General features: G+C 71.2%; 24 protein-coding genes and 1 pseudogene. 10 read left to right on the top strand and 15 right to left on the bottom strand.

Features of this window, described 5'->3' with window-relative positions; all coding sequences use genetic code 11:
• Window positions 1-10: 10 nt before the first annotated feature.
• Window positions 11-553: a cysteine hydrolase family protein gene (locus Q0Q23_RS15980; protein WP_295126261.1), complete on the top strand. Its 543-nt coding sequence runs from the start codon at window positions 11-13 to the stop codon at window positions 551-553.
• A gap of 22 nt (window positions 554-575) precedes the next feature.
• Here Q0Q23_RS15980 and Q0Q23_RS15975 read toward each other — a convergent pair whose 3' ends face one another.
• On the bottom strand, window positions 576-1,688 hold the full coding sequence (locus Q0Q23_RS15975) for a hypothetical protein (RefSeq protein ID WP_295126257.1): 1,113 nt from the start codon (window positions 1,686-1,688) through the stop codon (window positions 576-578).
• 162 nt (window positions 1,689-1,850) lie between these two features.
• On the opposite strand from Q0Q23_RS15975, the gene Q0Q23_RS15970 reads away from it, so the two are divergent.
• The 3 genes from Q0Q23_RS15970 (at window position 1,851) to Q0Q23_RS15960 (ending at window position 5,083) form a co-directional block, all read left to right on the top strand.
• Window positions 1,851-2,804: a GlxA family transcriptional regulator gene (locus tag Q0Q23_RS15970; RefSeq protein ID WP_295126254.1), complete on the top strand. Its 954-nt coding sequence runs from the start codon at window positions 1,851-1,853 to the stop codon at window positions 2,802-2,804.
• A 217-nt stretch (window positions 2,805-3,021) separates the two neighbouring features.
• Window positions 3,022-4,017, top strand: a complete 996-nt coding sequence (gap, locus tag Q0Q23_RS15965; RefSeq protein ID WP_295126251.1) for a type I glyceraldehyde-3-phosphate dehydrogenase — start codon at window positions 3,022-3,024, stop codon at window positions 4,015-4,017.
• 88 nt (window positions 4,018-4,105) lie between these two features.
• Complete coding sequence (locus Q0Q23_RS15960; protein ID WP_295126248.1) at window positions 4,106-5,083, top strand: MBL fold metallo-hydrolase; 978 nt, start codon at window positions 4,106-4,108, stop codon at window positions 5,081-5,083.
• Between the two features lie 27 nt (window positions 5,084-5,110).
• Here the strand turns inward: Q0Q23_RS15960 and Q0Q23_RS15955 are convergent, their stop codons facing one another.
• Window positions 5,111-5,413, bottom strand: coding sequence for a DUF1905 domain-containing protein (locus tag Q0Q23_RS15955; protein WP_295126245.1), 303 nt, complete (start codon window positions 5,411-5,413; stop codon window positions 5,111-5,113).
• Between the two features lie 107 nt (window positions 5,414-5,520).
• On the opposite strand from Q0Q23_RS15955, the gene Q0Q23_RS15950 reads away from it, so the two are divergent.
• From Q0Q23_RS15950 to Q0Q23_RS15940, 3 genes are all read left to right on the top strand, one after another.
• Entirely contained in the window at window positions 5,521-5,919 is a 399-nt protein-coding gene (locus Q0Q23_RS15950) for a hypothetical protein (protein WP_295126242.1), read from the top strand.
• Between the two features lie 70 nt (window positions 5,920-5,989).
• Window positions 5,990-6,616 carry a hypothetical protein gene (locus Q0Q23_RS15945; protein WP_295126239.1) on the top strand — a complete coding sequence of 209 codons (627 nt, stop codon included), beginning with the start codon at window positions 5,990-5,992 and terminating at the stop codon, window positions 6,614-6,616.
• A gap of 134 nt (window positions 6,617-6,750) precedes the next feature.
• Window positions 6,751-7,152, top strand: coding sequence for a hypothetical protein (locus Q0Q23_RS15940; protein ID WP_295126236.1), 402 nt, complete (start codon window positions 6,751-6,753; stop codon window positions 7,150-7,152).
• A gap of 39 nt (window positions 7,153-7,191) precedes the next feature.
• On the opposite strand, the gene Q0Q23_RS15935 is transcribed toward Q0Q23_RS15940, so the two are convergent.
• Both Q0Q23_RS15935 and Q0Q23_RS15930 read right to left on the bottom strand, forming a co-directional pair.
• On the bottom strand, window positions 7,192-8,631 hold the full coding sequence (locus Q0Q23_RS15935; RefSeq protein WP_295126233.1) for a lipase maturation factor family protein: 1,440 nt from the start codon (window positions 8,629-8,631) through the stop codon (window positions 7,192-7,194).
• Window positions 8,632-8,693: 62 nt separating this feature from the next.
• Window positions 8,694-9,416: an endonuclease/exonuclease/phosphatase family protein gene (locus Q0Q23_RS15930; protein WP_295126230.1), complete on the bottom strand. Its 723-nt coding sequence runs from the start codon at window positions 9,414-9,416 to the stop codon at window positions 8,694-8,696.
• 96 nt (window positions 9,417-9,512) lie between these two features.
• Between Q0Q23_RS15930 and ligD the strand changes: the two genes are divergently transcribed.
• Window positions 9,513-10,532, top strand: a complete 1,020-nt coding sequence (gene ligD, locus Q0Q23_RS15925; RefSeq protein ID WP_295126227.1) for a non-homologous end-joining DNA ligase — start codon at window positions 9,513-9,515, stop codon at window positions 10,530-10,532.
• 127 nt (window positions 10,533-10,659) lie between these two features.
• On the opposite strand, the gene Q0Q23_RS15920 is transcribed toward ligD, so the two are convergent.
• Window positions 10,660-11,730: an ATP-dependent DNA ligase gene (locus Q0Q23_RS15920; RefSeq protein WP_295126224.1), complete on the bottom strand. Its 1,071-nt coding sequence runs from the start codon at window positions 11,728-11,730 to the stop codon at window positions 10,660-10,662.
• 116 nt (window positions 11,731-11,846) lie between these two features.
• Between Q0Q23_RS15920 and Q0Q23_RS15915 the strand changes: the two genes are divergently transcribed.
• A complete protein-coding gene (locus Q0Q23_RS15915) occupies window positions 11,847-12,296 on the top strand; it encodes an SIP domain-containing protein (RefSeq protein WP_295126221.1) in 450 nt (149 codons plus the stop codon).
• On the opposite strand, the gene Q0Q23_RS15910 is transcribed toward Q0Q23_RS15915, so the two are convergent.
• Genes Q0Q23_RS15910 through Q0Q23_RS15885 form a run of 6 tightly spaced genes read right to left on the bottom strand, consistent with a single transcriptional unit; the run spans window position 12,271 to window position 17,317 of the window.
• On the bottom strand, window positions 12,271-13,113 hold the full coding sequence (locus Q0Q23_RS15910; protein WP_295126219.1) for an SDR family NAD(P)-dependent oxidoreductase: 843 nt from the start codon (window positions 13,111-13,113) through the stop codon (window positions 12,271-12,273). The two genes, Q0Q23_RS15915 and Q0Q23_RS15910, sit on opposite strands and share 26 nt — an antisense overlap.
• Window positions 13,110-13,493 (bottom strand): Fe-S oxidoreductase, encoded by a 384-nt coding sequence (locus Q0Q23_RS15905; RefSeq protein WP_295126215.1) that lies wholly within the window; start codon window positions 13,491-13,493, stop codon window positions 13,110-13,112. Before Q0Q23_RS15905 ends, Q0Q23_RS15910 begins: the two co-directional genes overlap by 4 nt.
• Before the next feature lie 2 nt (window positions 13,494-13,495).
• Window positions 13,496-14,947: an NAD(P)/FAD-dependent oxidoreductase gene (locus tag Q0Q23_RS15900; protein ID WP_295126212.1), complete on the bottom strand. Its 1,452-nt coding sequence runs from the start codon at window positions 14,945-14,947 to the stop codon at window positions 13,496-13,498.
• Between the two features lie 47 nt (window positions 14,948-14,994).
• Window positions 14,995-15,780, bottom strand: a complete 786-nt coding sequence (locus Q0Q23_RS15895; protein ID WP_295126209.1) for a crotonase/enoyl-CoA hydratase family protein — start codon at window positions 15,778-15,780, stop codon at window positions 14,995-14,997.
• Window positions 15,781-15,803: 23 nt separating this feature from the next.
• Window positions 15,804-16,661, bottom strand: coding sequence for an arginase family protein (locus Q0Q23_RS15890; RefSeq protein WP_295126206.1), 858 nt, complete (start codon window positions 16,659-16,661; stop codon window positions 15,804-15,806).
• Window positions 16,662-16,708: 47 nt separating this feature from the next.
• Window positions 16,709-17,317, bottom strand: a complete 609-nt coding sequence (locus tag Q0Q23_RS15885; protein WP_295126202.1) for a TPM domain-containing protein — start codon at window positions 17,315-17,317, stop codon at window positions 16,709-16,711.
• A gap of 126 nt (window positions 17,318-17,443) precedes the next feature.
• On the opposite strand from Q0Q23_RS15885, the gene Q0Q23_RS15880 reads away from it, so the two are divergent.
• The gene (locus tag Q0Q23_RS15880) at window positions 17,444-18,208 is read left to right on the top strand and encodes a gamma-glutamyl-gamma-aminobutyrate hydrolase family protein (protein WP_295126199.1); all 765 of its coding nucleotides are present in this window, start codon (window positions 17,444-17,446) and stop codon (window positions 18,206-18,208) included.
• A 79-nt stretch (window positions 18,209-18,287) separates the two neighbouring features.
• Here the strand turns inward: Q0Q23_RS15880 and Q0Q23_RS15875 are convergent, their stop codons facing one another.
• The 4 genes and pseudogenes from Q0Q23_RS15875 to Q0Q23_RS15860 all read right to left on the bottom strand — a co-directional run.
• Window positions 18,288-18,947: a protein-L-isoaspartate(D-aspartate) O-methyltransferase gene (locus tag Q0Q23_RS15875; RefSeq protein WP_295126283.1), complete on the bottom strand. Its 660-nt coding sequence runs from the start codon at window positions 18,945-18,947 to the stop codon at window positions 18,288-18,290.
• Window positions 18,944-19,945, bottom strand: a complete 1,002-nt coding sequence (locus tag Q0Q23_RS15870) for an N-acetylglucosamine kinase (RefSeq protein WP_295126196.1) — start codon at window positions 19,943-19,945, stop codon at window positions 18,944-18,946. The genes Q0Q23_RS15875 and Q0Q23_RS15870 overlap by 4 nt, the downstream gene beginning before the upstream one ends.
• Window positions 19,942-21,201, bottom strand: a complete 1,260-nt coding sequence (locus Q0Q23_RS15865; RefSeq protein WP_295126192.1) for a 6-phospho-beta-glucosidase — start codon at window positions 21,199-21,201, stop codon at window positions 19,942-19,944. The genes Q0Q23_RS15870 and Q0Q23_RS15865 overlap by 4 nt, the downstream gene beginning before the upstream one ends.
• Window positions 21,202-21,204: 3 nt before the next feature.
• Window positions 21,205-21,477 (bottom strand): annotated as a pseudogene (locus Q0Q23_RS15860) (carbohydrate ABC transporter permease); the annotation flags it as partial.

Below are 21,477 nucleotides of genomic sequence, written 5' to 3'. Positions count from 1 at the left end.
GGATGGAACCGTGACCGACACGAACGCGACCGTCCTGCTCGTCATCGACCTGCAGAAGGGGGTGCTCCCCGGCTGCGCCGACGCCGACGGTGTCGTGGAACGGGCCGCGGCCCTCGTCGACCGTGCCCGCGCCGCCGGCACCCCCGTGGTCTGGGTGCAGCACGAGGCGGAGGACCTCCCCTGGGAGAGCGCGCCGTGGCAGCTCGCCGACGGCCTCGTCCCGGCGGCGGGCGAGCCGCTGGTCCGCAAGGAGTACCGCGACGCGTTCGCCGCCACCGACCTCGACGAGGTGCTCGAGTCGTTCGACGCCACCCGTCTGGTGGTCGCGGGCGCGCAGAGCGACTACTGCATCCGCACCACGACGCAGAGCGCGGCCGTGCGCGGCTACGACGTCGTGCTCGTCGGCGACGCGCACACCACCACCGACGCCGAATGGGAGGGCCTGACGATCACGGCGGAGCAGATCGTCGCGCACACCAACCGGTACTTCTCCGGTCTGCGCTACCCCGGGCAGGAGTTCGCTGTCGCGGCGACGGCGGACGTGCGGTTCTGACCCGCGGGGCGGTGCCACTCGCTCAGGGCGTCCAGCGCAGCTCGATGATCTGGTGGGCGTCGCTGAGATAGAAGACGTTCTGCGTGCCCTCGTCGACCTCCACGTACGCCACAGGGTCGCCGACGATCGGGGGAGCCCCGACGCGGGAGCCGATGTCGTTGGTGTGCCAGATCCCTTCGCTCCACCAGAGCTCGTGCACGAGCTCGTCGTGCCCGGTGAAGATCACGTGCTGCGTCGCCACCGGCTGGAACGGCCCCGCCTCGAACGCGTAGCCCGCAGGGGTGGAGGTCGCGTACGGAAGCGCCGCGCCGGCCGCGGCGGTGAGGTCGTTGTGGTGCCAGCCGTCGGAGGCCCACCAGAGCTCGTGGAGGTGGCCGTCGCCGCCGACGTAGTCGATGTGCTGGGTACCCTGACCCCGGAACACGTAGCCGGTCACGGTCTCGGCATCGCTGCAGACCGGTGCGCCGGTGATCGCGGTGAGATCGCCCCAGTGCCAGCCGGAGCCGTCCTCCCAGAGCTCGACGATGTGCCCCTGGCCGGTGCGATAGAGCACGTGGGCCGTACTCTGGTCTTCGAAGGCGTAGCCGGTCGGTGCGGCGTCGGCCGCGCACGCCGGGGCGCCGATCGGCGTGGTGAGATCGGTGTCGTGCCAGCCGTTGCCCGCGTTGCGCAGCTCATGCACGCCGCCTCCGCCGATCGCCTGGGCGTGGTAGACGACGCGCTGCGAGCCGTCGTAGTACGTCTCGTAACCGAACGGCTGCGAGAGGGTGAGCGGCGCATGCCCGGCCGAAGTGAGGTCGTTGTGGTTCCAGCCGTCGTCCTCGGTGTACCAGAGCTCGTGGACCCGGCCGTCGAGCCGGAGGCCCTGGTAGACGACATGCTGCGACCCCTGATGGGCCCAGATGTAGCCGTTGGCGTTCGTGCCGACGGCGGCGCCGTCGGCTTCCGAGACGAGGTTCTTCGCGTTCCAGGCGTCGCTCGCGCTGCAGTAGAGCTCGTACAGCTGGCCGTCGCCTCCGCCGGTGGGGGTGTACCCCTGGAAGACGACGTGCCGCGTGAACTGTGCGAACAGCCACCCCGTCGGCTGGTAGACGGCGAGCGGCGCTCCCGACGTCGCCGTCGTCAGGTTCTTCATTCTCCATCCCATGGTTCCGCTCCGATCGTCGTTCGGGCGTCGGCTCCGGGAGTCGGCGTTGACAGGTTCCAGGGTAGGCGCGTCGGGGGCGTCGCGGCCTGCACGGATTCGATCGGGATGCGCCGCACGGCGACCCCGTTCTCGCGGCGCTAGCCTGTTCCCGTGCCTGACCGCCTGCATCGCGTCGCCGTCCTCGTGCTGGAGGGCGCCAAACCGCTCGACGTCGGCATCCCCGCGCAGGTCTTCACCACGCGCGCGAGCATGCCGTACGAGGTGCGTGTCTGCGGCGCCGCGCCTGGTCTGGTCACCGGAGGCGACGGGCTCTCGTACCACGTCGCGCACGGTCTCGAGGCGCTCGAGTGGGCCGACATCGTGTTCCTGCCCGGCTATCGGCATCCCGACCGCGACGACCCTCCTGCGGCCGTGGTGGATGCGCTGCGCCGATCGCACGAGCGCGGCGCCCGGCTCGCGGCGATCTCCACCGGCGCGTTCGCCCTCGCTGCCACCGGCCTGCTGAACGGCAAGCGTGCGACGACCCACTGGCATTACACGCGCGCGCTCGCCCAGCGCTACCCGCTGATCAGGGTGGACGAGAACGTGCTGTTCGTCGACGAGGGGGAGGTGCTCACCTCGGCGGGCGCTGCCAGCGGAATCGATCTGTGCCTGCACGTGCTGCGCGGCGACCTCGGCATCGCGGCCGCCAACCACGCCGCCCGGCGGCTGGTGGCCGCGCCCTACCGCAGCGGCGGCCAGGCGCAGTACGTGCCGCGGAGCGTGCCTGAGCCGCTCGGCGAGCGGTTCGCGGCGGTGCGCGAGTGGGCGCTGCACCGGCTGGAAGAGCCCCTCACACTCGACGTGCTCGCCCAGCGCGCGGCGGTGTCGCCGCGCACGTTCTCCCGCCGGTTCGTGGAGGACACCGGCTACACACCCATGCAGTGGGTCATGCGCGCCCGCATCGATGTCGCCCGCGAGCTGCTGGAGCGGTCCGAGCGCAGTGTCGAGCAGATCGCGGCCGACGTGGGCCTCGGCACCGGGGCCAACCTGCGGCTGCACTTCCAGCGCATCCTCGGCACGACCCCCAGCGAGTACCGCCGCACCTTCGCGGGCGCCGAGTAGCCGCGCCGTCCGCCGCAGCGCCGCCGAATCGAGCGGCGTCACCGACATTCGTGACGAATCCCGACATTCGTGGCACGAATCTCGACATTCGTGACGAATGTCGCAGCGCGCGCAGTGCGACGCGCGTGGCGGGATCCTTTCGAACAGTGGCGTTCGCGCCGCTGGTGGGTGACGACGGCAGCGGGGAGGCTTGAGGCGATCGAAAGGATTCCTCCGCATGACCCGCATCGCCATCAACGGATTCGGCCGCATCGGCCGTAACGTGCTCCGCGCCCTCCTGGAGCGCGACAGCGACCTCGAGGTGGTCGCCGTCAACGACCTCACCGAGCCGGCCGCGCTCGCCAAGCTTCTCGCCTTCGACTCCACCGCCGGCCGGCTCGGCCGCCCGGTCTCCGTCGACGGCGACGTGCTCGTGGTCGACGGGCGCCGCATCCGCGTGCTCGCCGAGCGCGAGCCGGCGCAGCTGCCCTGGGGCGAGCTCGGCGTCGACATCGTGCTCGAGTCGACCGGGCGTTTCACCTCCGCCACGGCGGCGCGCGCCCATCTGGAGGCCGGGGCGAAGAAGGTGCTCGTGAGTGCGCCCGCCGACGGCGCCGACGTGACCCTGGCCTTCGGTGTGAACACCGACGCCTACGACCCGGCGATCCACACCATCGTCTCCAACGCGTCCTGCACCACGAACGCCCTCGCCCCGCTGGCGGCCGTCCTCGACGACCTCGCCGGCATCGAGCACGGCTTCATGACGACCGTGCACGCGTACACGCAGGAGCAGAACCTCCAGGACGGCCCGCACCGCGACCCGCGCCGCGCCCGCGCCGCCGCGGTCAACATCGTCCCGACCACCACCGGCGCCGCGAAGGCCATCGGCCTGGTGCTGCCGAACCTCGACGGCAAGCTGTCGGGCGACTCGATCCGCGTGCCGGTCCCGGTCGGCTCGATCGTCGAACTGAACACGGTCGTCTCCCGCGACGTGACCCGGGACGACGTCATCGCCGCGTACAAGGCCGCAGCCGAGGGCGCACTGGCCGGCATCCTGGAGTACTCGGAGGACGCCCTGGTGTCCTCCGACATCACGGGCAACCCGGCGTCCTCGATCTTCGACTCCGCGCTCACCCGCGTCGACGGGCGCCACGTCAAGGTGGTCGCCTGGTACGACAACGAGTGGGGCTTCTCCAACCGCGTCGTCGACACGCTCGGCCTCCTCGCCGGCTGACGCTTCCGGGCTGACAGCCACACCGAGAGCGGACCGCGTGCCACCCGAGCGCGCGGTCCGCTTCGGCATGGTCGGCTAGCGTGAGCGCATGACCCCCGCGCCCGAGACGCCGCCCGAGACGCCGCCCGAGACCTCCGCCGAGAGGTCCTCCGAGCCGATCGCCGAGGGCGTCCGCCGGGTGCGCGTCCCGATGCCCGCCGGCACCGGTCTGCCGTTCAGCAACGCCTACCTGGTCGACGATGCCGACGGTCGCGTGCACGTCGTCGACCCGGGCTCGGCGACAGCGGAGGCGATCGCGGTGCTGGAGGCGGCGATCGGCGAGGCGGAGGTCGGCTCGATCGTCCTCACCCACCTGCACGCCGATCACGCCGGCGGCGCGGCCGCCCTGCGCGTCCGCACCGGCGCCCGCGTGCTGCTGCACGAACGCGAGCGCGCGGCCCTCGGCCGCATCGTGGTCGGCGTGCCCGCGCCGGACTTCGGCGTGTGGGGTGTTCCGCAGGACCGCCGTGCTGAGCTCCTCGCCGCCGCCGCGGCGCCCACCGCACCCGCCGCCGAGCTCCTCGACGAGGTCCTCGGCGGAGTCCTGGCCGACGCGCAGCTGCTCGACATCCCGGGGCGACGTCTTCGGACGATCGGGACACCCGGCCACACCGACGGCCATCTCTGCCTGCTCGACGAGGAGGCCGGCCTCCTCTTCACAGGCGATCACGTGTTGCCGACGGTCAACTCCGGTCTGGGGCTCGGCGGCCCCGCCGATACCAACCCGATCGCCGACTACCTGGCCTCCCTCGATCGTGTCGCCGCGCTCGACACGGGCGCGCTTCGGGCGCTCCCCGGCCACGAAGACCCGTTCACAGGGGTCCGGGAGCGCTGTGCCGCCCTTGCCGCGCACCACCTGCGCCGCACCAAGGAGGTCGCCGCGAGCACAGGCGCCACGGTGTGGGAGGTCGCGTCCGGGCTGAGCTGGACCGGGGGCTGGGATGCGCTCTCCGGCTTCACACTGCTCTCGGCGCTCCGGCAGACCGCCCAGCACCGCCAGCTCGTCGACCGGCGGAGGGTTCTCTGAGCCGAAGGGCTCCCACGGCGCCGCCGCCTACAGCAGCGTCTCCACCCCGAGTACGACGCGGTCGCCCAGATCGACGCCTTCCCGTCGCCGCACCTCGCCCTTGATCGCGACCACGTAGGCGCCGTCCGCCGTCTCGGGGAACACGGACGTCGACCAGCGCGACGACCCCAGCGTCACCATCACCTTGACCGATCCGAACCCCGCGGGCGGGTGCGGCTGCAGCCGGATCTCCTCCGAGACGTCGTCGGGGAGCCGCGCGAACACCCAGAGGTCGCGCCGCGCCTCCCACCGGAACAGCTCGGTCTCGAACTCGTAGCGCACGCCGGCCATGAGCCCACTTTCGCACGGCCCTCCGACATTCGTGCCCGCCGCGCAGGCCCACCCTGCCCGCACGGGGCCGGCCCGCGCTATTCTCGCAACAACGTCAGGAGGCCCCCATGCCCACCCGTCCCGGTTCCGTCACCTTCGTGGCCGTGCTGGCCTACATCAACGGCGTCCTGAACATCGTCGGCGGCGTCGTGACGCTGTTCGCCCGCAATTCGATGGTGGCGTCATCCGACGCCGGAGCGCTGGCCGGGATCACCACGGCGGCGATCCTTTCGATCATCCTCGGCATCGTCATCCTGATCGTCGCGCGCGGGCTGCTGAACGGCAGCCGGTTCGCGCGCGGGCTCGTGACGGTCGTCATGATCCTCAACGCGGTCAGCGGTGTCCTGCTGCTGTTCAGCCTCCAGTTCTTCAGCGGCATCCTGGAGATCCTCTGGGCCGTGGTCATGCTGTCGCTGCTCTACACGCGCCGAGCCAACGCATTCTTCGCCGCGCGCGCGTCCGGCTGAGCCCGATCGGTGAGAATGGAGGAGGCGCCGACGTCGGCGCCTACCGCTTCTCGATCGAAAGGCTGTGGCCATGCGCTGGCCGGACTGGCTCAGGAAGCGCCCCGTCAAGACGGTGCGCACGCGCCCCTTCGACGAGGACGCCCTGCCCGAGCCCGCCGCGCCCACCCTCGAGCAGACGGTCGAGGAAGGCATGCTGCTCGCGGAATACGCCACCCGCATGGCGGTGAAGAACCACATCGTGGTCGACACCATCCAGTACGGCAACGACTTCGACCCCGCCCGGCACACGGAGGAGGCGGCGCACATGCTCCGCGAGCTCGCCGCCGAGCAGGGGGAGGCCGCCGGCCGGATCGAGGAGGACCTGGAGGCCGCGCAGGGTCTGCGCGGCGACGCGATGCACCCGCACGACTACCGCGACATCGACGTGGCCAACCTGCGACTGCGCCGGGACGCCGCGATCGCGCTCGCGGACGCGCTCCGGTCGAAGGCGGACTCGGAGGAAGACCTGCTCGCGCTGGTGGAACGCGGCCGCATCGACGCGTGGGACGAGGTCGGCCGGGCGATCGGGGCGGCCCTGGACGCGTTCTCGGGCGTGGAGGCTCTGCGCGCCGACTACGAACGCGAGAAGCCGGCGCGCCTCAAGCTGCTGATCTGGCGCGACCTGGCGCGGTTGCAGGAGGAGCGGACCGGGTACTGAGTGGCAGCCGATGAACTATGAAAGCATTATAAATTCGTCATACCCTGTACAGAATTACTCCTGGTCTGGTTGACTCGTGATGCGTTCGACGTCGCGCTCTCGGCGCGACATCATCCGCGCAAGGAGCTTCACCCATGCCGCTTCGAATTACCTCGCCGCAGACCAAAGTCGTGTTTGTTGTCCTGGGATACATTGCCGCCCTCACAGTGGCGGTCGTTGGTGCACTCCTGCTGAACGTGTCGGCAGGGCTGTTCGCATACGGTGCGGTGGTCCTCGTCCTCGTGCTCGTTGGCGCGCGTACCTTCCGCGGTGAGGCAGAAGACGTGCACGCGTCGCGCCCGATGTGGAGGATGACTACCAAGCCGGTCGCGGGATTCGTCATCGCCGCGCTCTTCTTCCTCCAAGCGCTCACCACCGCAGCCAGCGCGGCAGACGCGCCTCACTATGCACCCCTGTACGTCCTTTCGATCGTCTTCTCCTTGGCACTGTCTGCGGCGTATCTCAACTCGTCGCTCCGGCTCCGCCGTATCGTCTAGTTGCCGTTCATCGTGCCCGCTGCACCTTCGGCGGACGCTTCACCCGCGCAACCCCACCGGCGGCACCAGCGTCCCCACCTCCGTGCGAACCCACCGGTCGCCGGTCACCCGCTTCTCGGCGTGAGTCGCGAAGCGGTAGAGGAACATCCGCGCCCGCACCGAACGGGGAGGGGTACCGCCGAACGGGTCGAGCCGCAGCAGCCGCAGCGTCGGCCGGTCGGCCTCCAGAAGCCGCAGCAGGAACACCTCGAACCAGGGCGAGTCGCGCGACCCGAGAGCGAGGAACCACATCAGCCAGTCGAGTCGCAGATGGTACGGGGCGTACTGGCGCGGCAGTCGCCGCACGTCGCCCGGCTTGCCCTTGAAGCCGTACTCGAGCCAGCGGGCCGCGGGGTCGTGCGGGTCGTCCTCCGTTCCCTCCACCACGACCTCGTAGCGCTCCTTGGTCACGCTGCCGAACGCGCCGTAGGCGTTCACCAGGTGCCAGCGGTTGAAGCTCGCGTTCATCAGCTGACGACGCCGGAACAGGTTGCGCAGCGGCCACCAGCTCAGCGCCACCAGCAGAGCGCTCACGAGGAGTACCGGCACCGCGTACCAGAGCGGCACCTCGGTCGCCCCGATTCCGCCGCTCACCGCGCCGCCCGTCAGCCAGCGCCACGCCCCATCGCCCACCCCGGCGAACGCGAGAACGATGGTGATCCAGTTGAGCCACGCGAAGTTCCCGGTCGCCACGAGCCAGAGCTGCGTCAGGATGACGACGGCCGCGGCGATGCTCGCGACCGGTTGCGGAAGGAACAGCAGCCAGGGAACGATCAGCTGCGCGAAATGGTTGCCCAGCACCTCCACGCGATGCCACCACCTCGGCAGCAGGTGGGCCGTGCGGCTCAACGGGTTCGGCATCGGCTGCGTCTCGTGGTGGTAGAAGAGCGCGGTGAGGTCGCGCCAGGAGCGGTCGCCGCGCATCTTGATCATCCCGGCTCCGAACTCCAGCCGGAAGACCAGCCAGCGCACCAGGATGACGATCGTGATCGGGGGAGCGGTGTCCCACGACCCGAGGAAGGCGACCGTGAACCCCGCCTCGCAGATCAGGCTCTCCCAGCCGAAGCTGTAGAAGGTCTGCCCGATGTGCACGATCGACAGGTAGAGGAACCACACGATCAGGAACACCGGGATGAAGATGTACGACGGCGTCAGCTGGAGCACGCCGACGACGATGAGGGCCGACAGCACCGCACCTGTCCACGCGACGGCACGAAGGAGCCGATCGGAGTACCGCAGCCGGAAGAGCGTCGGCTGACGCCGGGCGTAGCTGTTCCGCAAGTATCGCGGTGCGGGCAGCAGACCGTGCTCGCCGAGCAGCGCGGGGAACTGGGCGACGGCGGACAGGAATGCGACGACGTAGAGCGCCGCGACTCCGCGCTGGAGGATCTCACGCGCGATCGTGTAGTCGGGCCCGGCCAGCCAGCCCAGCGCGTCCAACGGTCATCACCTCGACACGATCGCGGTACGCCCGACAGCGTACGCCGCCGGAAGGGCGCTGACTACGCGGCGAGTTCGGCGTCGAGCCGGATGGCGCGGTGGTCCGAGGCGCCGGCCGGCAGCACGTCCACCCGCTCCACCTCGAAGCCCGTCGAAGTCACGAAGTCGAAGTAGCCGGTGAAGAACTTGTAGCGCAGGTAGGTCGGCTCGTCGCTGCGCTTGAGGGTGTAGCCCGCCGTGGTCAGGTGACGCTCCAGTCCGCGGATGAACCACGGGTAGTTGAAGTCGCCGACCATGATCGCCGGCGTATCGGGGGCGAGCGAGCGCATCCCGTCGTGAGCCGCGGCGATCTGCTTGCGGCGCAACGAGTTGGAGGCCGTCAGCGGTGCCGCATGGAACGAACCGACCAGCACGCGCTCGCCGGAGTCGCGGTCGCGCAGCAGCGCGGCCAGCAGCCGCTCGTTCGCGGGAGCGAGGACGCGGTCGTGGATCGACTTGTGCACGGCGAACACCTGGGTGTCCAGCACTTCGTAGCGCTCGTCACGCACGTACACGGCGAGGCCGAGGCGGTTGGCGCGCGTCGCGTCGGCGAGCTGCAGGTCGTGCAGCCGGGGCGAGAGCATCTCGCTGTCGCACTCCTGCAGGCACAACGCGTCCACGTCGTACGTCCTGGCGATGTCTTCGAGCTCGTGACCGGCGGCGTGCTTGCGCAGGTTGTAGCTGATGATCCGCAGGGCCACCCACCTCCTCGCACTGTTCGTCGTCCACGGACGGACATCGTTCATTCTGACCCACTTCTCAGACGGCTGGACGCCGACCTCCCGTATCCCACACGGAATTCACACCCTGGTCATCACCCGTTGGACCGGTACGGTGGTGGCATGGCAGGCGATGCAGTCGTTCTCACCGTCCCCGGTCCGCACGGTGATCGGGAAGTCCGCATCTCGAGCCCCGGTCGCGTGCTGTATCCCGAGCTGGGAATCACCAAGCTCGACCTCGCGAACTACATCGTCGAGGTGGGCGACGCGTTCGTCCGCGCCAACGGCGACCGCCCGGTGTCGCTGCAGCGGTTCCCGGAGGGAATCGGCGGGGAGGAGTTCTTCTCGAAGAACCCGCCGCGCGGCACGCCCGACTTCGTGCGGTCGGTCCCTGTCGTGTATCCGAGCGCGCGCTCGCATCCCCAGCTCGTGATCGACGAGCCGGCCGCGGCAGTCTGGGCCGTGCAGATGAACACGATCGTCTTCCACCCGTGGCCGTCGCGCGCGGAGGACTCCGACAACCCCGACCAGCTGCGCATCGACCTCGACCCGCAGCCGGGAACCGGCTTCACCGACGCCGTTCCGGCCGCGATCGAGCTGCGAGCCGTGCTCGCGGAGGTCGGGCTGGAGGCGTACATCAAGACATCGGGCAACCGTGGCCTGCACGTGTTCGCCCCCATCGAGCCGGTGCGCGAGTTCCTCGACGTGCGGCACGCGGTGATCGCGGCCGCCCGGGAGCTGGAGCGTCGGATGCCGGACGCGGTCACGACGGCGTGGTGGAAGGAGGAGCGCGGCGAGAAGGTCTTCGTCGACTTCAACCAGGCCAACCGCGACCGCACGATGGCCGGTGCATACAGCCCGCGAGCGCTCGCGCACGCGCCGGTCTCGGCGCCGGTCGCCTGGGACGAGCTCCCGGAGGCCGATCCGCGCGAGTTCACCGTGCTCACCATGCCCGAGCGGCTGCGGAAGGTCGGCGACCCGTGGCAGGACTTCGGTGAGCGCCCCGGCCGCATCGATGCCCTGCTCGAGTGGTGGCAGCGCGACCTCGACGACGGGCTCGGCGAGCTCCCCTTCCCGCCCGACTACCCCAAGATGCCCGGCGAGCCGCCGCGCGTGCAGCCGTCCCGAGCCAAGAAGCCCTGACGAAGAAGCCCTGACGAAGCAGCTCTGACGAAGCAGCTCTGACGAAGCAGCTCTGACGCACAGTCCCTCCCGGACCTGTGCACGCCTCCGCCGGCATGTCGCGTGCATTGCTCCGGAAGCGACCGAGTCAGGACATGACGTCCGCGAGGTCGTAGGCGATCGGGCGGTCGAGCTGGTCGTAGGTGCAGGAGGCCGGGTCGCGGTCCGGGCGCCAGCGCTCGAACTGGGCGGTGTGCCGGAAGCGCATGCCCTCCATCTGGTCGTAGCGGACCTCGAGCACGCGCTCGGGCCGCAGCCGCACGAACGAGACGTCCTTGCTGGCCGAGAACCTGCTGCGGTCGGTCGCGCCCCTCACCGCGGCGCCGTTCTCGTCCCGTTCCACCAGCGGCTCCAGGTCGTCGACGAGTTGCATGCGCACCTTGTCGCTGAAGGCGGACACGCCTCCCACGTTGCGCAGCACGCCGTCATCGCCGTACAGCCCGACGAGCAGGGAGCCCACACCGCGTCCGCTGGCGTGCACGCGGTAGCCGAGCACCACGACGTCCGCGGTGCGGTGGTGCTTGATCTTGAGCATGGTGCGCTTGTTCGGCGCGTAGGCGCCGGCGAGCGGCTTCGCCACGACCCCGTCGAGTCCGGCGCCTTCGAACTCGACGAGCCAGGTCCGCGCCAGCTCGACGTCGGTGGTCGTCCGGGTGATCCGCAGCGGAGCCGGGAGGTCGCTCGCGAACTCCTCCAGCGCCGCACGGCGCTCGGCGAACGGCCGGTCGAGGTACGATTCGTCGCCCAGCCCGAGCAGGTCGAACGCCACGAAGGTCGCGGGAGTCTGCTCGGAGAGCAGCGTCACCCGGCTGGCTGCGGGGTGGATGCGCTGCGAGAGCGCCTCCCAGTCCAGCCGCTGGCTGCCGGGCTCGCCTGTCGGCACGACGATCTCGCCGTCGAGGACGCAGGGGGAGGGCAGCAGCTCGCGGAAGGCCGCGACGAGCTCGGGGAAGTAGCGCGTGAGCATCTTGGAGCCCCTGCTGCCGATCTGCACGTCGCCGACGGTGCCGTCGCCGGCGTCGGCGGCGTAGACGATGGCGCGGAAGCCGTCCCATTTGGGTTCGAAGCTGAGCCCGCCCGGTACGGAGTCCTGCTCCGGTACGGCGGGGACGGCCTTGGCGAGCATCGGGGCGACGGGGGAGTCCGCGGTCGGAAGCATGTCTCGATCATGCCGTGCACGGCCCGGCACCGGAAGGGCGCTGCAGCAGGGAGGGCGCTGCGAACGACGGACACTCAGCCGGAGGTTAGGTAAGCCTGACCTATACTCGAGGGGATATGCACCGACCCGACCACGCCGCGCACACCGCCGCCACCGCGCACCACGACGACCGCGCGCAGTTCCTCGTCGTGGGCGACGAGACGTCGCTGACCGAGCTGGAGGCGGAGCTCGCGCTGCTGCCGCTGTGCGCGCGTGGACGTGTCTTCGTGGAGGTCGGCGAGCCGGCCGAGATCGTCCCGCTCGCCGCGCCGATGCGCATGACGGTCACCTGGCTGGTCCGCTCCGAGCGCTCCGGCCGGCCGGGAACCGCGCAGCCGTGCGCGCGTGGCGAGGCGGCGACGCGCGCCGTCCGCGCCTGGACGGCCGAGATGCTCTGTGACGGGCCCGGGAGCACGCGCGCGATCGTGACCGGCGCGTGGCCGCTGGCCACCGAGGTGGGGGAGCACCTCGTGGAGTGCGCCGGCATGGAGCCGGGCGCCGTCAGTCTGCCGTCAGGGCCTCGCTGATCCGCCACAGGTCACGTCCGAGCTGAGCGTCTTTCGCCTGCGCGGCCGTGCGGCCGTTGGCCCGGAACCGGTCGAAGTAGGTGCCGGTCGGCGCACCGACCGGGAGCGGCCCGGCCAGCCGCTCCAACGGTGCGGCGCCGGCCTCCGCGGTCACGCCGTAGCGGCCTCCCGTCACGGCATTGCCGAACCGGATCAGCGGGGAGCTGCCGCCGAAGCGTGTCGCGACCGTGCCCGGATGGAACGAGTATGCACCGACTCCCATGCCCGTGAACTGCTCGCCGAGCTCGACCGCGAACAGGATCGTCGCCAGCTTCGACGTGCCGTACGCCTGCCAGCCGCCGCGCCAGGGCCGACGCGACCAGTCGAGATCGTCGAGACGCAGCCGTCCGAACCGGTTGGCCATGCTGGCGGTCGAGACGACGCGGACATCCCGCCCGTCCTTGGCGGTCTGCACGAGCCGCGGCCGGAGCAGCCGCGTCAGCAGGAACGGCGCCAGGTGGTTGACCTGGATGGTCCGTTCGTGCCCATCGGCCGTCAGACCCCGCTCGTGGTACAGGCCGCCCGCATTGTTGGCCAGCACATCGATGCCGTCGTAGCGATCCAGGAGGGCGGAGGCGAGAGCGCGCACGTCGTCCAGTCGCTCGAAGTCGGCGATGAACGCCGTCGCTCCGATCCGCTCGGCGACCGCCCGCGTGCGCTCGGCGTCGCGTCCGACCACCGCGACCCGGTCGCCGCCGGCGGCCAGCCGCTCCGCTGCCACGGCGCCGATCCCGGAGCTTGCGCCGGTGACGACGATCGTTCGTCCCGTGTCCGTCATCGGTAGCCGCCCTTCTCGAGACCGGCCTCGATCTCGAAGCGATTGCGCAGCGGGTCGCGTCCCGCCAGCAGGTAGAGGAACGGGAACAGCATCCCGTAGCGCCGCCATTGGCGCTTGTGGACGACTTCGTGCTCGAGCACGTCGTCGGTCACGTTCCGGTCGGTCAGGTAGCAACCGCCGACGCACGAGCCACCGCGTCCGAACGTGCGTCTCGGCATCCCACGGAAGACGAAGAGCCCGGCCCGGCGTTCGACACGGCCCGTGCTCCAGATGAAGCCCCAGACGAAGCCGACGGAGGTCGCGTACAGGTAGCCGAGCCGGCTGATCGGCGAGTCGAGGAAGAGGGAGGCGAGGAGGCCGTCGGGGCGGCGCGCGGCCATCGTCACTTCTCCGGGCGCCCGTAGGCCTCCAGGAGGCGGAGCCAGACCTCGCTGATCGTCGGATACGACGGCACGGCGTGCCAGAGCCGATCGAGGGGAACCTCCCCGACGACGGCGATCGTGGCCGAGTGCAGCAGCTCGCCGACGTCCTGGCCCACGAACGTCGCGCCGACCACCACCTTCCTGTCCTCGTCGATGACCATCCGGGCGGTGCCCGAGTAGTCGTCCGCCACCACGTACGCCCCGCTGACCGAGCCGATCGGGTAGTCGACGACGCGGATGCGGTGCCCGGCCTTCTCGGCTGCGGCAGCGGTGAGGCCGACGGAGGCGACCTCCGGCTCGGTGAACGTGACCTGGGGGACCGCCTGGTGGTCGGCCGTCGCGACGAAGGCCCCCCACGGCGCGAGCGACACCTCGCGGCCATGCGCCCGTGCGGCGATCGCGTCGCCGGCGGCGCGCGCCTGGTACTTGCCCTGGTGCGTGAGCAGGGCTCGGTGGTTCACGTCGCCGACGCCGTACAGCCAGCCGTCGTCGATCGGTTCGCCGTCGGTGCCGAGCACGCGCATGCTGTCGTCGACGCTCAGCCACGCGCCATCCTCGAGGCCGAAGGCGTCGAGGCCGAGCCCGGATGTCCGCGGCAATCGCCCGGTCGCCACCAGCAGCTCGTCCGTCTCGACGACGCTGCCGTCGCCCAGCCGGATGCGGAACCGATCATCGTCGGTCCGCTCGACGGACTCGGTGGTGACGTCGAGGTGGACGTGCGCGCCCAGCTCCTTCAGCGACGCCGCCACCTGCTCGCCGGCGAACGGCTCCTCGGTGCCCAGCAGCCCGCTGCGCGCGATGAGGTGCACGTCGGTGCCGAAGCCCGCGTACGCCGTCGCCATCTCGCATCCCACGGTGCCGCCGCCCAGGATGGCGAGCGACACCGGCACACGCTGCACACTGGTCGCGTCGCGGCTCGTCCACGGCTCGCTGTCGCGCAGCCCCGGGATGTTCGGGAGCAGCGAGGCCGAGCCGGTGCAGACGGCGACGGCGTGCCGCGCTGTGAGCACCGTGACCGTGCCGTCCTCCGCGGTCACCGTCACCTCCTTGGGCGCGGTGATCGTGCCCCAGCCCCTGACCAGGTCGATCCCGGCACCGCGCAGCCACTCCACCTGACCGTCGTCCTTCCAGTCGCTGGTCATGTAGTCGCGGCGGCGCAGCACGGCGGAGACGTCGAGCGGCCCGGTGACCGCCTCCCGTGCCCCGCCCACCCGCTGGGCCGCCCGGAGTGCCGCGGCCGATCGCAGGAGGGTCTTGGACGGGATGCAGGCCCAGAACGAGCACTCGCCCCCGACGAGCTCCGCCTCCACGATGACGGTGCGCAGGCCGCCCTGTGCTGCGCGGTCGGCGACGTTCTCACCGACGGCTCCCGCTCCGATCACGATGACGTCGTACTCGGCGGCTGCTGCCATGATTCCTCCCGCTGTTCGGTCTGTGGTCGTATGGAGCGTACGCGCGGTCAGCGCCCGACGAACTCGGCCGGGGTGCGCGACAGGAAGGCCTGCAGGCCGATTCGGGCGTCTTCGCTCGCGGCCAGTCGCGCGAGCGCCGGCTGCAGCCCGGCCTCCGCCACTGCATCGCCCTCCCGCACCGCCGTGAACGCGTTCGCGAGCGCGGCCTGCACGGCCAGCGGCGCCTGTGCCGCGATCCGTTCGGCGATGCTCAGGGCCGCGTCGAACTGTGCTCCGTCGTCGACGACCTCCTGCACGAGTCCGATCCGGTACGCCTCCTCGGCGTCGAACAGGTCGCCCGTGAGGATGTAGCGCATGGCGTTGCCCCAGCCCGCGGCCCGCGGGAACCGGATCGTCGCTCCGCCGAACGGGAGGATGCCGCGTGCGACCTCGATCTGGCCGAACCGCGTCGACCGCGCCGCGACGGCGACATCGGAGGCGAGGATCAGCTCGATGCCGAAGGTCAGGCAGGTGCCCTGCACGGCGATGACCACCGGCTTGGTGCGCTGCTGCCCGGAGACGGCCCAGGGGTCGACGCCGGTGTCGGACACGAAGGAGATGCCGTCCGCGCCGATCCGGGGCCCGATGTCGGCCAGGTCGAGCCCGCCCGTGAAGTGGTCGCCGACGGCGTAGACCAGGCCGACGCGGAGCTCCGGATCGCGCTCCAGCTGTCCGTAGGCTTCGGCGAGCCCGGTCAGGAGCTCGAAGTCCGCCGCGTTGCGCTTCTCGGGCCGGTTGAGGCCGATGAGGAGGACGTGCCCGCGCTGCTCGGTCAGGATCCTGGGTTCGCTCATACCGCCAACGCTACCGGCCGCGATCAGCCGGCGTCACGCAGTGGGCCCGTGAGCGAGCCGAGGATCCGCAGGATCACCGGCAGATCGCGACCGGCCGCTTCCGGCGACTCGGGGGCGAACTCGGTGATAGCCGCTCCGGCGAGCTCGAAGCGGGCGCGCAGCGCACGGATCGCGTCGGCCAGCTGAGCCGGCGTGACGCCGAACGGCTCCGGGTAGCCGACGCCGTCGACGGCGGACGGATCGAGAACGTCGAGATCGATGTGCAGGTACACGGACGTCGCCCCCGTGGCCTCGACGGCATCGACGAGCGTCTGCGGGTCGTCGAACCCGTCCGGCCCGACCAGCCGGATGCCCATCCGCTCGACGAATGCCGACTCGCCGTCGTCGAGTGCGCGTGTCCCGGCGAGCACGAGCTGCTCGTGATGGAGGCGCGCCGGCCCGGTGGCGGCGAGGCCGTCGGGGCCGTCGCCGAGCAGGGCGCGCACGACCATGCCGTGGAAGGCTCCGGATGGCGAGGTCGAGACGCTGTTGAGGTCGCCGTGCGCGTCGAACCAGACCACCGCCACCGATCCTGACGGGTGCGACGATACGGCGTGCTGTACGCTCGCCAGATCCGCGGCGCAGTCGCCCCCGATGGTGACGACGGGCTCCTCGAGCACTGCCAGCTCGGCCTCGGCGAGTTCGCGGACGAGTGTCAGCGACGAGTAGCGCAGCACCCCTGTGCCGAGTGCTTCGCCGGCGGCCGCCGGCACCGCGACGCTGTGTGTCGCCGTCGTGGGCAGGTCGCCGCGGATGGCGTCGGCGCCGTCGATGAGGCGCATCGCGCGTGACGAGCCGGAGCCCTGCCACTGGGGGACGACGAGGAACGAAGCGGGGCTCATCCTCTCTCCTTCCGGTTCGGTGTCATGGCGACGTCGGTCTCATGGCGTCATGGCGTCAGCGACCTGCGGCTGCGCACCCTGCGCTGCCGGCGGATCAGCAGCGCGACGACGGCCGCGACCACGATGAGCCCGACGACGAGGAGCCAGACGAACCACGGGCCGGGTCCGGTGCCGACCGCGTCGCCGAGGCCGTGGGCTGCGGCCACCGCGGCCTGCGTCCAGTCCTGGGTGTGCACCTTGGGGGCGACCTGCTGCTGCTCGATCGCGGTGAGCTCCTGGTCGCTGACGGGGCCGCTGTCATCGCCGGAGAGGTAGTACGAACCGGTATCGGTCGCGATGGCCAGGAGGTAGTCGGTGGGCCCGAGGTCGTTGCGAGCGGCCGTCTCGTTGGCCCAGTCCTCGGCGTCGGCAGGATCGGTGAAGTGGTCGACGAACACCACGGAGAGCGTGATGTGGTGGTTCTTCTTCAGGTCGGCGGTCGCCGACTCGATGGTGTCGATGTCGGCCGTGGAGAGCACGCCCGCCTGATCGACGACGCGGCCAGGGCCGAGGTCCACCGGGTCGGCGGCCACGGCCGCGGAGGCGCCGAGCGCGAGGGGTGCGCCCGCGATGCCGAGGGCGAGCAGGAACGCGGTCAGGACACGACGCACAGGCATCCACCCACTCTCCCGAGCCCAGCTGTCATTCAGCCGAGTCTATTGACCGGCCAGGAGCCGTGTCACTGTTTCGGCCTGTTACACCACGGATGCGCTGCGCCGCCGTCGCCGCCCACAATGGCTCCTATGCCTCCGGTCGCCCGCACCCTCGCCGTCGTCGAGGCGACGCGCTTCCGGGGCCACGACCCGGAGTACCACGCGTACGTGCAGGTGCTGGTCGGCGGAGTCGTCCGGGCGGCGGAGGCTGCCGGCTGGACCGTGGCGCGGCTGGCCGCCGACGCCGGAACCGACGCGCTGCTCGCTTCGACCGACCGTGCGCACGCGGTGGTGATCGTGGGCGGGGAGGACATCGCACCGCGGTTCTACGGCGCGTCGGGAGGCTACCCGCACGAGAGCCTGCACCGTGAGACCGCGGACGCGGCCCAACTCGCGCTCGTGCACCGGTCGATCGAGCGCGGAGTGCCGCTGCTCGGAATCTGCCGCGGCCTCCAGATCGTCAACGTCGCGCTCGGCGGCACGCTCATCCAGGACCTCGGCGAGAGCGACCACGTGCGTCGCGGCGTGCCGATCCCGGACGTGCTGACCACCCATCCCGTGCTGCTGGAGCCGGGGAGCCGGGTCGAGGAGCTGCTCGGCGGTCCGGTCGTCTCCGTCCGCAGCGCCCACCACCAGGCGGTCGACCTGGTCGGGTCCGGACTCCGTGTGACCGGCCGGGCTCCGGACGGGCACGTCGAGGCGATCGAGCACGAGTCGGCCCCGATCGTCGCGGTGCAGTGGCACCCGGAGGATCCCGCGGCCCCCGCCGGCCAGCTCGCCGCGCTGCTCGGCGCCCTCCGCACCCGCACCGCCGCCGCTGCTGTCGCCCCTGCCGCCGCCGCTGCCGCCGCCTGACCCTGCGAGATTCGTCACGAATGTCGAGATTCGTGCCACGAATGAGCGGATTCGTGACGAATGTCGTCAGGCGCGGGGGTCAGGGGTTCCAGCCGTCGTCGCCGACGAGGGGGACGAAGGTGACGGCGCCCAGATCGCGCTCGTGGAGGCCGCCGTCGGCTCCGCGCTCGAACACGACCAGGTGCTGAGCGCGGCCCGGGCGACCGATCGGCATCACGATCCGGCCGTGTCGGCTGAGCTGGTCGGGCCACGCCTTCGGCAACGCGGGGCCCGTGGCCGCGGCGACGATCACATCGTAGGGGGCGCCCTGCGGCCAGCCCAGGGTGCCGTCGCCGGTCACGACCTCCACCCGGTAGCCGAGCGCCTCCAGCGTCGCGGCGGCTGCGATCGCCAGGCCCGGATGGCGCTCGATGCCGACGACCCGGTGACCGAGCTCGGCGGCGACCGCGGCGGCATACCCGGAACCCGTTCCCACGTCCAGAACGCTGTCCTCCGGACCGATCCGGGCGGCCTCCAGCATGAGCGCCACGATGAACGGCTGTGAGATCGTCTGCCCGTCGCCGATCGGCATCGGATGATCCTCGTAGGCGTAGCGCTCCGAACCCTCCGGGACGAACTCGTGCCGCGGCACGCGCCGCATCGCGTCGAGCACGCGCTGGTCCTCGATCCCGCGGCGGACGAGCTGCTCCTCGACCATCCGCTCCCGTTCTGCGGCGAATTCCCTGTTCGTGAGGCCTATTGAACCACCACGGCCTGCCGATCCTGAAGGCTGGATGCGGCGGCGTCGAGCGCCTCGGGTGCGGCTCCGGCGGCCTCGAGCGCCAGCAGCGCCGCTCCCAGGATCGGAGCCGCGGTCACCACGGTGACCCGCGCGAGCGGAGCCCGATCGGCCAGCCCGTTCCGCACCGCGTTCAGGAGGCGCTCGTCGCGCGAGCCGATCACTCCGCCGCCGAGGACCACCGGGACCGGACGGTCCAGGAGCGCCAACCGCCGCAGCGTCGTGACGGCGAAGAGGACGACCTCCTCCGCCTGCCGGTCCACGAGACCCTGGGCGACGGGATCGCCCGCACGGGACGCGGCGAGAACGGACGGCGCGAGGCGTGCCAGTTCACTGCTCGCGATGCGCCCGAAGTGCAGGGCTTCGATGACGTCGGGTATGCCCGTCAGACCGAAGACCGCCGGGATCATCGAAGCGAGGCGGGTGGCCGGCCCGCGGCCGTCGACGGCGCGTGCCGCATGCCAGAGCGCCTGCTCGCCCAGGTGCCAGCCGCCGCCCCAGTCGCCGGAGGTCATCCCGAGCGAGGGATAGCGCACCACGGCGCCGTCGGCGCGGACGCCGACGCAGTTGATGCCGGTGCCGCAGACCACCGCGACCGCGTCGGGTTCGCTCGTGCCGGCACGGAGCAGCGCGAAGAGGTCGTTGTCCACGACGGCGTCCGCCCACGCATAGCCGGCGATCCCGGCGCGGAACTCGGCGACCTCCGCCGGCAGGTCCAGCCCGGAGAGGTAGATGTTGACGCTCGCCAGCGGCCGCGGCCCCGTCTCGACCAGCAGCCGCTCGATCAGCTCGTCGACGAGGGCCGCCGTCGCGGCCATCCCGATCAGGTGCGGGCTGGACGTCGCGCCGCGCACCGCCGCGACCACAGTGCCGTCCAGCCCCAGTGCGACGGCATCCGTCTTGGAGCCGCCTCCGTCGACCGCGACGACGATCGGCGCACCAGGCGTAACGTCGGTCATCGCGCCCACGCCAGGTGATCGTGATTGCGGGCGATCAGCAGGTCGGTCAGCTTCTCGGCGCGGTCGTACTGCCCGACCAGCGGGTGCGCGAGCATCGCTCGCACGACGCGCTCGCGTCCTCCGTGCACGGCGGCGTCGAGCGCGAGCCGCTCGTATCCCGCCACGTGGCCGATGAGCCCCGCCAGGTCGGCAGGCAGGGGAGCGACGGGGCGAGCATGCACCCCGCCGGCGCCGACGGTCGCCGGCACCTCGATCACGTGGTCGTCGGGCAGGAACGGCAGTGTGCCGTCGTTGCGCAGGTTGACCACCTGCACGTCGCCGCGGTCGCTCGTCAGCGAGGCGAGCAGGTCGACCGCCGCCTCGGAGTAGAACGCGCCGCCGCGCTGGGCCAGTTGCTCCGGTTTGCGGTCGACCGCCGGGTCCGCGTAGAGCTCGAGCAGCTCGCGTTCGACCTGCTGCACGGCCTCCGCCCTGGTCGGCGCGTCGAGCTGCTCGCGCAGCACCTCGTCGTGGGCGTAGTAGTAGCGCAGGTAGTAGCTCGGCAAGTTCCCGAGCAGCCGCAGCAGGGAGGCCGGGAGCTCGATCTCCTCGGCGAGCTGGGGGAGCCGCGTGGACAGCAGCTCGGGCAGGACGTCCCGGCCGCCGACGGTGACCGATCGCTCCCAGGTCAGGTGGTTGAGGCCGACGTGGCCGAGGGCGACCTCGCCGGGGGACACGTCGAGCATGGCGGCGAACCGGCGCTGGAAGCCGATCGCGACGTTGCAGAGCCCGACGGCACGGTGACCCTCCTGCAGCAGGGCGCGCGTGACGATGCCGACCGGGTTGGTGAAGTCGACGATCCACGCGCCGGGCTTGGCGTGCGTGCGCACGACCTCGGCCACCGAGAGCACGACGGGCACCGTCCGCAGCGCCTTGGCGAATCCGCCCGGACCGGTGGTCTCCTGCCCGATGCACCCGCACTCGTGCGGGAAGGTCTCGTCGCCGTGCCGGGCGGCCTGCCCGCCGACCCGCAGCTGGATCAGCACGGCGTCCGCGTCGGCGACTCCGGCGACCAGGTCGGAGGTCGGGACGATCCGGCCCGGATGGCCCGCCGCGCGGAACATGCGCTCGCTGACCCCGCCGACCAGCCGCAGCCGCTCCGGATCGGTGTCGACGAGCCAGAGCTCCTCGATCGGCAGCAGCTCGCGCAACCGCGCGAATCCGTCCACGAGTTCGGGGGTATAGGTGGAGCCTCCGCCCACGACAGCCAGTTTCACGCGTTATCCCTTCACGCCGGTGAGTGTGATGCCCTCCACGAAGACGCGTTGGGCGAAGAAGAAGATGATGACGACCGGGACGGTGACGAGCATCGTCATCGCCATGGTGAGACCCCAGTCGGTGCCGTGCACGCCGCGGAAGGAGGCGAGCCCGTAGGCGACCGGCCACGCGGCCGGGTTCTCGGAGGTGTAGAGCAGCGGGCCGTAGTAGTCGTTCCACGAGTTGAAGAACATGAAGATCGCCGTCGCCGCGATGCCGGGCTTCGCCATCGGCAG

The sequence above is a fragment of the uncultured Leifsonia sp. genome (assembly GCF_945957465.1).
Taxonomy (GTDB): Bacteria; Actinomycetota; Actinomycetes; order Actinomycetales; family Microbacteriaceae; genus Leifsonia.
Note: the sequence above shows the minus strand (reverse complement) of the source record. Positions and strands in the feature narration are given on the sequence as shown.

Coding starts and splice junctions, on each gene's coding strand:
- Q0Q23_RS15940 (WP_295126236.1), top strand. CDS start 6,751: ATGCCGCTTCGAATTACCTCGCCGCAGACCAAAGTCGTGTTTGTTGTC.
- Q0Q23_RS15880 (WP_295126199.1), top strand. CDS start 17,444: ATGCCTCCGGTCGCCCGCACCCTCGCCGTCGTCGAGGCGACGCGCTTC.
- Q0Q23_RS15900 (WP_295126212.1), bottom strand. CDS start 14,947: ATGGCAGCAGCCGCCGAGTACGACGTCATCGTGATCGGAGCGGGAGCC.
- Q0Q23_RS15895 (WP_295126209.1), bottom strand. CDS start 15,780: ATGAGCGAACCCAGGATCCTGACCGAGCAGCGCGGGCACGTCCTCCTC.
- Q0Q23_RS15945 (WP_295126239.1), top strand. CDS start 5,990: ATGCGCTGGCCGGACTGGCTCAGGAAGCGCCCCGTCAAGACGGTGCGC.
- Q0Q23_RS15975 (WP_295126257.1), bottom strand. CDS start 1,688: ATGAAGAACCTGACGACGGCGACGTCGGGAGCGCCGCTCGCCGTCTAC.
- Q0Q23_RS15960 (WP_295126248.1), top strand. CDS start 4,106: ATGACCCCCGCGCCCGAGACGCCGCCCGAGACGCCGCCCGAGACCTCC.
- Q0Q23_RS15890 (WP_295126206.1), bottom strand. CDS start 16,661: ATGAGCCCCGCTTCGTTCCTCGTCGTCCCCCAGTGGCAGGGCTCCGGC.
- Q0Q23_RS15885 (WP_295126202.1), bottom strand. CDS start 17,317: ATGCCTGTGCGTCGTGTCCTGACCGCGTTCCTGCTCGCCCTCGGCATC.
- gap (WP_295126251.1), top strand. CDS start 3,022: ATGACCCGCATCGCCATCAACGGATTCGGCCGCATCGGCCGTAACGTG.
- Q0Q23_RS15930 (WP_295126230.1), bottom strand. CDS start 9,416: ATGAACGATGTCCGTCCGTGGACGACGAACAGTGCGAGGAGGTGGGTG.
- ligD (WP_295126227.1), top strand. CDS start 9,513: ATGGCAGGCGATGCAGTCGTTCTCACCGTCCCCGGTCCGCACGGTGAT.
- Q0Q23_RS15905 (WP_295126215.1), bottom strand. CDS start 13,493: ATGGCCGCGCGCCGCCCCGACGGCCTCCTCGCCTCCCTCTTCCTCGAC.
- Q0Q23_RS15870 (WP_295126196.1), bottom strand. CDS start 19,945: ATGACCGACGTTACGCCTGGTGCGCCGATCGTCGTCGCGGTCGACGGA.
- Q0Q23_RS15920 (WP_295126224.1), bottom strand. CDS start 11,730: ATGCTTCCGACCGCGGACTCCCCCGTCGCCCCGATGCTCGCCAAGGCC.
- Q0Q23_RS15915 (WP_295126221.1), top strand. CDS start 11,847: ATGCACCGACCCGACCACGCCGCGCACACCGCCGCCACCGCGCACCAC.
- Q0Q23_RS15950 (WP_295126242.1), top strand. CDS start 5,521: ATGCCCACCCGTCCCGGTTCCGTCACCTTCGTGGCCGTGCTGGCCTAC.
- Q0Q23_RS15910 (WP_295126219.1), bottom strand. CDS start 13,113: ATGACGGACACGGGACGAACGATCGTCGTCACCGGCGCAAGCTCCGGG.
- Q0Q23_RS15955 (WP_295126245.1), bottom strand. CDS start 5,413: ATGGCCGGCGTGCGCTACGAGTTCGAGACCGAGCTGTTCCGGTGGGAG.